Annotated in this window: 5 protein-coding genes; 4 read left to right on the top strand and 1 reads right to left on the bottom strand. The window is 56.0% G+C overall.

What is annotated here, in order from left to right; translation table 11 throughout:
• Nucleotides 1–168: 168 nt before the first annotated feature.
• Nucleotides 169–483 carry a hypothetical protein gene (locus GX466_02750; GenBank protein ID NLH93125.1) on the bottom strand — a complete coding sequence of 105 codons (315 nt, stop codon included), beginning with the start codon at nucleotides 481–483 and terminating at the stop codon, nucleotides 169–171.
• Nucleotides 484–749: 266 nt separating this feature from the next.
• Between GX466_02750 and GX466_02745 the strand changes: the two genes are divergently transcribed.
• The 4 genes from GX466_02745 to GX466_02730 are packed head-to-tail and all read left to right on the top strand — an operon-like array spanning nucleotide 750 to nucleotide 9,609.
• On the top strand, nucleotides 750–5,030 hold the full coding sequence (locus tag GX466_02745) for a sigma 54-interacting transcriptional regulator (GenBank protein NLH93124.1): 4,281 nt from the start codon (nucleotides 750–752) through the stop codon (nucleotides 5,028–5,030).
• A gap of 12 nt (nucleotides 5,031–5,042) precedes the next feature.
• Nucleotides 5,043–7,886 carry a DEAD/DEAH box helicase family protein gene (locus GX466_02740; protein NLH93123.1) on the top strand — a complete coding sequence of 948 codons (2,844 nt, stop codon included), beginning with the start codon at nucleotides 5,043–5,045 and terminating at the stop codon, nucleotides 7,884–7,886.
• A complete protein-coding gene (gene murB, locus GX466_02735) occupies nucleotides 7,883–8,830 on the top strand; it encodes a UDP-N-acetylmuramate dehydrogenase (GenBank protein ID NLH93122.1) in 948 nt (315 codons plus the stop codon). The genes GX466_02740 and murB overlap by 4 nt, the downstream gene beginning before the upstream one ends.
• Nucleotides 8,827–9,609: an ABC transporter permease gene (locus GX466_02730; GenBank protein NLH93121.1), complete on the top strand. Its 783-nt coding sequence runs from the start codon at nucleotides 8,827–8,829 to the stop codon at nucleotides 9,607–9,609. Before murB ends, GX466_02730 begins: the two co-directional genes overlap by 4 nt.
• The last annotated feature ends 518 nt before the right edge of the window (nucleotides 9,610–10,127 follow it).

The raw sequence follows: 10,127 nt of genomic DNA, 5'->3' as shown, positions 1-10,127 counted from the left end.
CATCAATACTCCTTTGCTATCTATGTCAGTCGGTTTGCCTGTTGATCAGGATTATAGTAATACCTTTTCTGTCAACCATGAACCACACTCAACCACAACCGCATGACCGTTGTCACGATCAGCGAGATATCTTCTACCTGCATTTAATCGCGGACCCAGACACGGTAATCAGCATAAAAGGGGATGGAATAGTACCTGCTGCCTCTGGTGATCAACCTGGATACGTTTCAAGGTGATACCATTGTTGAGCCCGACAGCACAGACAGAACCATCTGTATTGCTCCAGTCGTCCTTTCTCAGGATCACCACGATGTTATTATTCATGACCTTAGGCTCCATGCTTTGGCCGTTTACCCGGAAGACCATATAGTTATCGAGCTTGTCCTTCAGATAAATCCGCAGTAACCCCACGAAATTGTCATGTTCATAATCCTCTGCTGCTTTTGCTGGCATTCCGGCAGAAATCTTCGCTATTAACGGCATTAATATTCACGCCAGAGGTCATTTATTGGCTTGACCGATACCCGTTTGGGTGATAATCTGCACCTATGAACTAAATTATTAGCCTGAATAATCGGGTCAAGACATTTTTTGAGTGTTAGTTGGCGGCGGATCATTCCAAGCTGTTTGAGCACCTTCAGAACTCTCCGGTGTAAACGCAGAAAGGTCTTCCCAAATTCTACTTGACAGTATGGTGTCAATTTAATTTACAGTAATCTGTCAACACTTTGGCAAAGACCGAGGAGAGAATGAGCGACAGAACCGTTTTTCAGTCATTGGATTTTATGACCCGGCGTTTCCCGCTGAACAGGTTGCTGAACACTCTAAGGAACAACAGCGCCAGCCATCTGATCGAAATCAACGGCGGGACCGGCTCGGGCAAGACCTATTTGGTGAAACCCCTGCTGGAGGCTCTGGGCAAAAGCTACAAGCGGGTGAACTACTATTCCCCGCATCCGCTGTTCTTCAACCAGTTCAACCGCGTTCTGAGGCTGCTTTGCGACGTGGAAAACGCCGAACTGGACTCCCTGCTGAAGGAACACCAGGACCGCTACCGCACCGGCCGCAAATATGACTTTTTCTATTTCCTCACCGAACGGCTGAGCCAAAGAAAACTTTTGAAACCCGCCGCCCTGGTGATCGACGATGGCGACGCACTCGACCCCTACACCCTCGATTATCTGCAGTATCTGGTGCAATACGCCTCCGAAAGCGGCATCCAAATAGTTGTGCTGGCTCAAAACCGCCTCTTTGGCTTTTCGGAGCCGGAACTCATCCCCCCGCTGAATGTTGACGACCTGCAAAAGCTTCTACAGCTTACCTTTCCGGAAGCGGAACCGGGCTTTGTTAAGGAAAGCGAAATCCTGCAAAAGATCTCCGACGGGAATCTGCTGGTGGTGGAGCACATTATCGCTGAAATGAAGCGCGAACCCAAAGCCAAATTTGACATCAGCCCTTTTCTGGACCGCAGTTACGACCCCCTGCAGATATATCTGGAGAATGTTTCCAGCCTCAGCGCCGCGCAGCGCGAACTGCTGCTGGCGAAGTTCATCCTGGCAGATGACGCCACGGAGCAGTGGCTTAGGGCGCTGGGCCTGGGCAAAACGCTGAAGAAGGACCTAGAAGCGCTGAGCGCGGCGGGATTGCTGGGAAGCGCGGAAGATGGCCATCCCGTGCAGAAAAAAACCAGCCTGGACACCTGGCTGAAGCAGAATCCCGAAGCCCTCTCCGGAGCTTTTTACGATAAACTCGCAGAGCTGCTGGCAAAGGACTGCGAACACCGTCAGACGCTTATCCGGCTGATGATGCAAAAACGCAAATACAACACCGCGCTGTTCGAAGGACTGATCCAAGAACTCTACCTGCTCAACGACAACGAGAACCTGCTGGAGCTTTACCGCTATCAACTGAAAAACACCAAAAAGCCGGAGAAGCTGCTGGCCATCCAGCAGAGCTGCGCCGCCGCCCACACCGGCCTTAACCAGATGGACGAGGCGGCTGAGCATCTGCGCCAGGCCCTGCACATCTGCACGGAAAACTCGCTTCCAGCGGAAGAAATCGTGCACATGCTGGCCTCCAACCTCTTCGCCGTGAACAGCACCGCCCTGGCTCTGGAAATCATCAAAAAATACACCCCGGACTCCATCGACCCTTACTGGAAGGTGAAAATCCTGCTGCTGAAGGCGGATATCCTGGCTGAAACCGAGGAATTCGAGACAGCCCTGGCGGAACTGGAAAGTGTGGTGCGCCAGATGAGCGCCATTGAGGACAAGGATCTCCGCTGGACGGTTCAGGGCGAGGCTAAAAAGATCAAGGGCAAAACCCACTATTACGTGAATGAATGGGACCAGAGCGTGGAGGCCTTCAAAGAAGCCGAAACCCTGTACAACATGGCGAAGGATCACAAAGGCCTGGCCGCTATCTACAACAACCTGGCTGTGCTTTACATGTTCCAGGGAGATTGGGAACGCAGCGAGCAGTATTTCCTGCGTAGCCTGAAACTGGAGCAGGAACTATTCAACCTGAACGGCATCAGCGTCTGCTACAATAACCTGGGCAGCCTGATGGACGACACCGGCGACGCCAACAAAGCCCTGCAGTATCTGGAACAAGCCCTGAAACTGCAAAAAATGCTCAACGAGCCCTACAACATCACCAATATCTACAACAACATCGGCGTCACGCTGATGGACCACAACGAATATGACAAGGCCGAGGAAGCCCTCACCAAATCGCTGCAGACCGCCATCGACTTCGGTTTTTTCCGCAACATCGTGGCCACGCTGAACAACCTTGGCGCCCTCTGGTTCAAGAAAGGGGATTGGAACCAGTCCATCGCCCTTTACGAACAGGCCATCAAGAAAAGCGAGGAGAACGATTTCATCGAGGGGCTGCTGCGCTCTTTCACCAATCTGGGCGAGGTTTATGAAAAGCAGAACGAGCTGAATCTGGCTTTCGACCTCTGTTTCAAAGGCCTCGAACTGCTGCCTCAGGTGAGCGATGATTTCATCAAGGCAGAGCTTTACGGCAACCTCGGCAGCGTGCTAACCAAGCTTCACCGCTTCAAGGAAGCCTATTCCTACCTGGTGGAAAGCCTGGACTTCTTCAAATCCATCAACGCCCGCGACAAAATCATCGAAGGCTTCCAGAAGCAAGCCTACTACTTCATTCTCACCCGCAACCACGAAAGCGCGGACTATTATCTGAACCAGGCCCAAAAGATGGCCGCGGAGCAAAACAAACCCTTTGAAACAGGCAAAATCCACTACCTGCGCGCTCTGCTTGAGCGCAAAAACCTGGCTGCCGCCAAGCAGCACCTGCATGAGGCCATCGAGATTTTTGTGGAAACGGCCAATATCTACGAGCTTTCGCTGGCAAATTATGAACTGGCCGGGGTGCTTTACGACCTCGAGGAATGGGAAAAAGCGCTGGAAATCCTCAAGGCCAACAAGAAGATCATCCAGCAGTACGGCTCCATCAAACTCCTGGAACAAAACGACATCCTCACGCAGAAGATTTCCAAGGAATACTCAGCCCAGATGCAGGACCTGCAGTTCGAGGAAAACCTGCTCAACCAGTTCTATGAAATCACCCAGAAGCTGAACACGCTCACCGACTCAGACGTGCTAATAGAGCACACCCTGGACAGCCTGATTGAGATTTCCGAGGCTGACGGGGGCATCTTCTGCCTCCACGGAAGCGAGACGGTTCCGGATTCCTGGGATTACAAGCTGTTCAAGAATTTCGCCAGGGACAACAAGTATTACGATGTTTTTATGAACGCCTGTGCGCGGGTTTACCGCTCCAACGAGATCGAAAACCACAAGCAGCCTCGCTTCGCGCCTTCCTACAACCATCTGGTGGTGATTCCCCTGGCTATTCGCAAGGACGTTTTGGGCGTGGTGCTGCTCTTCAGCCAGAGCGGCTCCCACTATTTCTCCGAGCGCGTCATCAACCTGCTCAGCGCGCTCTGCAACCAGGCTATCGTTATCATAGAAAACATCCGCTCCGCCAGCCTGGAAAAGACCCACGCCACCATCCGCGAACAACTTCATGCGGGCAACCTCTACGCCAACATCATCGGCAAAAGCCCGGAAATGATGAAGATCTTCGAGGTAATTGAAAAGGTGAAGGACACCCCCACCACGGTACTGCTGGAAGGCCCCAGCGGAACAGGCAAGGAACTGATAGCGCGGGCCTTACACTACGGCAGCAACAGGCGCAACAAGGCTTTCGTAGCCCAATACTGCGGCGCTTTGCCGGAAACCCTGCTGGAAAGCGAACTCTTCGGCCACGTTAAAGGCTCCTTCACCGGCGCGGCCTACGATAAAAAGGGCCTCTTCGAGATTGCCGACGGGGGCACCTTTTTCCTGGACGAAATCGCCGACATCAGCCAAAGCACTCAGGCCAAGCTGCTCCGCTTCCTCCAGGAAGGCGAAATCAAGCGCGTGGGCGCCACCAAGACCGAAAAGGTAAACGTCCGCGTGGTCTGTGCCACAAACGCTTCCCTGGAGGAAAAGGTGCGTGCCGGCGATTTCCGCCTCGACCTCTATTACCGCCTGAACGTGATCCGCATCGAGGTTCCGCCCCTGAAGCGCCGCACCGGCGACATTCCCCTGCTGGCCGTCCATTTCCTGGATAAATACAACACCCGCATCGGCAAATCGGTTCAAGGCCTTTCCGACGACGCCATGAAAGTGCTGGAACAGTATGAATGGCCCGGCAACGTGCGCCAGTTGGAGAACGAAATCGAGCGGGCTGTGACCCTGGTTGAGGACGGCGCTTTCATCCGGGCGCGGGATTTCTCGGATGAGGTGCGCCGCTACATTGAAAACCAGAAAACCATCAGTCTGCTCTCCAGCCGCAAATCGCTCAAAGACGCGATGGAAGAGCTAGAGCGCGAGATGATCCTGCAAGCCATGGAATCCACGGACTGGAATCAGACCCAGGCCGCCAAGGAACTGGGCATCTCGCGCCAGGGGCTTATCCAGAAACTCAAACGATACAATTTGGACAGGGAAGAAAGCTGATCCGGAGGACATTTGGAACCCAATGACATCCCGCCCCTGAGCGAAAGACTGAACTATGTGGCTTTCGACACCGAAACCACGGGTCTGGACCCCAAAACCGACGAACTGATCGAGCTGGCCGCAGTCCGCTTTCGCGGTGGTGAGGTGACGGAGCGTTTTTCCACCTTGGTGCGTCCCCGCGGAAAGGTGCCCAAATTCATCCAATACCTCACCCACATCGACCCACAGGAGCTGAAGGACGCTCCGGACGCGGAAACAGCCCTGAAGCAGTTCTTTGCCTTCATCGGCTACGACATCCTTGTGGCCCACAACGCCGGCTTTGACATCGGCTTCGTGAACCACCATTCCGCCCTCCACGGTGGGGACCTTATCCAGCGCCCCGTCTGGGACACGGTGGAAATCGCCAGGACCTACCTGCCCTTCACCACCGACCATCGTTTGGGGACCCTGACCGCCCATTTTGGCATCACCCTGGAAAGCGCCCACCGCGCCGGGGCGGACGCCGAAGCCACCGGGCTGCTGCTGGCAAGGCTGTCTGAACATATCGCCAGCCACTATTCCATGCTCTCGAACGCCCGCCTGCTGGACCTGGCCAAACAGGCCCAGCTCGACAACTCGCTATACAACTTCCTGCGCGTCATCGTTGAATATCAGCGCCGCTACGCCCTCATCGGCAAAAAGCCCACTTCGCCGGACGTGGCGAGACCGAACGTGGTTGAGAACAAGCTCCCGGGCGTGAATTTCGACATCGATGAGGTTTTCACCCCCACCGGCCTTCTCTCCCAAAAGTTTCCCAATTTCGAGTTCCGCGCCGGCCAGGTGGAAATGGCCAAAGGGATCGACGCCGCCTTTCGCGGAGGCAAGCATCTCGCCGTGGAAGCCGGCACCGGAGTGGGAAAATCCTTTGCCTACCTGGTTCCGGCCCTCGCCTTTGCCCACCGCCAAAAGACCAAGGTGGTCGTTTCCACCAATACCAAGAACCTCCAGGAACAGCTTTTTTACAAGGACTTGCCCCAACTGAAGGCCATGCTGCCCCTGCCATTCAAAGCCGCCCTGGTGAAGGGGCGCGAAAACTATGTCTGCGAAAGGCGCTGGGAGGAGTTCCTGATGGAGCAGACGAGGGGGATTTCGCCCTATGAAGCCCAGTCCCTGCTCAACCTCTTCGTCTGGAAAATGCTCACCATCTCCGGCGATGTCAGCGAGAATTCCTCTTTCGACCGAAACCGCTTCAGCACAGTCTGGCGCAAGATCTGTTCCGACCGTTATCTCTGCGCGGGACGCAAATGCCCCCACGCCTCCAGATGCTATGTGATGAGCCTGCGCAAGCACGTCGAGACCTCCTCCGTTGTGGTCACCAACCATGCCCTGCTATTGGCCGACCTCCTGATGGAAAACACCACCCTCGGCGAATACGGATACCTGGTGGTGGATGAGGCCCACAACCTGATGGCCACCGCCTCGCGCAACCTCGGCCTGGAGCTTTCCCACGCCGATCTGGCCAACCTCTTCAACCAGCTTTCCCAATCTTACCGCCGCAAAAAAACCGGCTTCCTCCATCAGTTGGAAACCGCCATGGACAGGAGCGTCATCACCGACGCCGCCAAAGACCAGATCAAGCTTTACTGCGTGAATCTGGCGGAGCAGGTCACCGGCTTGCGCGCTCAGGCGCTGGAACTCTTTCAGGAGGCCCAGGAACGCTGCAGCAATGCCGATTCCTACGGCAAACTGCGCATCAAGGACACTGCCGACTTTCCCCGGCTCTACGAACTGCTGGGCGGGCTGGTTTTCGCCTGGAAAGACTTTCAGAAGCAGCTCACTGCACTTAACAACGCCTTTTCCAGCCTCAACAGCAAGCAAGTGCCGAATTTCGATGCCCTCTCCGAAACTTTGGCTTCTTACCGCCTGCGCGCGGCTGAAACGGAAATGGGCCTCCTCAGCCTGGCCAATCCGGACCTGGAAAACCACGCCCTCTGGATAGAAAACTCCCAGCGCGTGGACTCAAAAAATCCCGGTTCCACTCTCTGCTACGCGCCGGTGGACGTTTCCCAACAGCTCAACCAGATGCTCTATTCCACCGTGCCCAGCATCATTTTCACCTCCGCCACCCTCGCTTTGCGAGGCTCCTTCAAGTATTTCTTCGGCCAGAGTGGGCTCAGCCTGGTTGACCCGGAAAAGCTGGACACCGCCATCGTGGCTTCGCCTTTCGACTATGACAGCCAGGCCCGCCTCATCGTGAGCAGCTTCCTGCCGGAACCCAGGGACCGCTTTTTCATGAACCAGGCTTTGGGCTGCCTCGAGCAGTTGCTGGCTTCCACCGACCTCGGCACCATGGTGCTTTTCACCAGTTACAAAGACCTGAACACCGTTTACGACCACGTTAGCGAAGCCCTCTACCGCCGCAAACGCCCCTTCTTCGCCCAGGGCAAGGCTGCCAGCCGCAGCTCTATGCTCGAGGAATTCAAGCGCCACAAAAACGCCGTCCTCCTGGGCACCAATTCCTTTTGGGAGGGAGTGGACATCCAGGGCGAATCCCTTTCCCTGCTCATCCTCTTCAAACTCCCTTTCCAAGTGCCGTCCGAACCGATTGTGGAGGCACTGATCGACAAACTCGACCGCGAACAGAAGGATTCCTTCATGCACTTCATGCTGCCCAACGCCCTGCTGAGGCTGCGCCAGGGTTTCGGACGCCTCATCCGCAGCCGGGGCGACCGCGGCATTGTGCTGGTGATGGATTCACGCGTGTCTAACAAATACTACGGCCAATACTTCAAACAGGTGCTGCCCGCCAAATCCCTGGAGATGAGAAGCGAGGTGGAACTCCTCAGCGAGGTTAGCAGCTTTTTTGGCCTTACATGAACAAGGAGCCTGAACTGAAAAACCAGATCCAATCCCGCTTCCCGGCCCTCGTTGAGGCTGGCGCCATCCGCTTCGGCGAACCTCTTGGCCCGCTCACCAGCTTCCAAATCGGCGGGCCGGCGGATGTCTTCTGCGAACCCGAAAGCGTCACCCAACTGATTGAGCTGCTTGATTATGCTGTCACCAATGGCATAGATTACTTTATCATGGGCAAGGGATCCAATTTATTGATAAGCGACAAGGGCATGGCAGGCATGGTTATCCACACCGCCCGCCTCAACCGCATCGGCCATGACGAAAACTTCGTAAGCGCACAGTGCGGAGCCAGCCTCAAAGACCTCTGCGCCTATGCCCAAAAGCTTGGCTTGGCGGGGCTGGAATTCGCCTCCGGCATACCCGGCAGCGTGGGTGGCGCTGTTTTCATGAACGCCGGCGCCTATGGTGGTGAGATCAAGGATGTGCTCCACTTCAGCAAATACCTGCTGCCGGAAGCGGGGCATCTGCGCTCCCACGCTTCGGTGCGCCACCTCAAGGCAGGGGACCACGGCTTCGGCTACCGCCAGAGCGTCTTTCAAACCAGCGGCTGGATCCACCTCAGCAGCCTTTTCCGCCTTACTCCTGACGACCCGGAGACCATAGCGGAACGCATGGCGGATTTGAAAAAACAGCGTTGGGAAAAACAGCCGATGGACCTGCCCAGCGGGGGTTCGGCGTTCAAGCGCCCCCCTGGCCATTTTGCGGGCAAGCTGATTGAGGATTGCGGACTGCGCGGCTTTCAGATCGGCGGCGCTGCCATCTCCGAGAAGCATTGTGGCTTCATTGTCAATCTGGGCGGAGCCACCGCCGCGGATGTTCTTGCTCTCATCGAACACGTCCAAAAGACCGTTTTCGAGCGCTTCGGCGTGATGCTGGAGCCGGAACTGCGCCTCACCGGCAGGACATGACCAAAACCTCCTCCCGTTTCTGGCTGCCGCTGCTTTTTTCTCTGCTGCTGCTCGCGCTGTGGCAGTTTCTCAGCGCCCGCCTCCGGATCGCTTTCTGGGTGTTGCCCTCGCCCGGGGCGGTGTTTGGCGTGTTCCGGGAAAATCCCGCCCTGCTCTGGTCTCATCTCCGGCCCACCCTCTTCGCCAGCGTCGCCGGCCTGCTTCTGGCCACCCTTCTGGGCGTGGTGACGGCGATGGCCATGCACAGTTCCAAGCCGCTAAAACAGATTTTCTACCCCTATCTTGTTGTTTCCCAAACCGTGCCCGTGGTTGCCGTGGCGCCGCTGGTCGTGCTCTGGTTCGGTTACGGCATTTCGGCCAAAATCTTCGTGGTGGTGCTGATGTGTTTCTTCCCCGTGGCGCTGGGCCTCTTCGACGGACTCAGGCAGGTTTCCCAGGAACAGCTTCGCCTGCTGCGTTCGATGGGCGCGAGCCGTTGGCAAACCTACCGTTATCTGAAGATTCCGGCCTCGCTGCCGGCTTTTTTCACCGGGCTGAAGCTCGCCGCCACCTATAGCGTGATGGGGGCTGTGGTTGGAGAATGGCTTGGCGGTCAGGCCGGCCTGGGTATCTATCTAACCCGCAGCACCAAATCTTTCCGCACCGAGCAGGTCTTTGCCGCCATCCTCCTCATCATCCTGCTCAGCCTCGCCCTCTTCGGCCTCGTCTCTCTCCTCGACCGGCTTCTGCTGGGCTGGCACTATAAAAAACTCGACGAATACGAAGACACGAGCCTCTGAAGGGCCTTCCGCCGCCTCTTACTCATTTTCAACCCGGGTAACCTGGCGTACAGCTAACACAATGAGCATGGACGACAGGATTATCTGCTGCCGTCGATATGCTCATCCCTTGCCTGTCGCCAGCGTGTGCCTGGCGATGCCCTTTGGCCGTTAAGGCCCTTTACTGTGTCCAAGACACGCCTCACGTATAATGCCCGCATTTGATGCGAGGATCATGCGGGAGGCGGGGGAGAGGGATGGCCGCGGGCGCTAAGGGTGTGACTGGCAGGGCATCGCGGCGGGCAAAAAGTTATGGCTCTATTTCGGCTGACTTTTCAAACAGCCTTTGCACCTTCTTCACAAGAAACCCCTGAAAAGAGGCTGAAAATCGCCAATATGGATGTTTGACATGAATACGCTGTCCATTCAAGGGAAAGAATCCAGGCTTATGTATCTGGCTTTATGATTCGCCAGGCGGCCCAAAAAGGGGCTTTTCGGGAGGGATTTTCTCGCTCGGGAGGATGCGAAGCCGGGCAAGT

The sequence above is a fragment of the Candidatus Cloacimonadota bacterium genome (assembly GCA_012516855.1).
Lineage (GTDB): Bacteria > Cloacimonadota > Cloacimonadia > Cloacimonadales > Cloacimonadaceae > Syntrophosphaera.
Note: the sequence above shows the minus strand (reverse complement) of the source record. Positions and strands in the feature narration are given on the sequence as shown.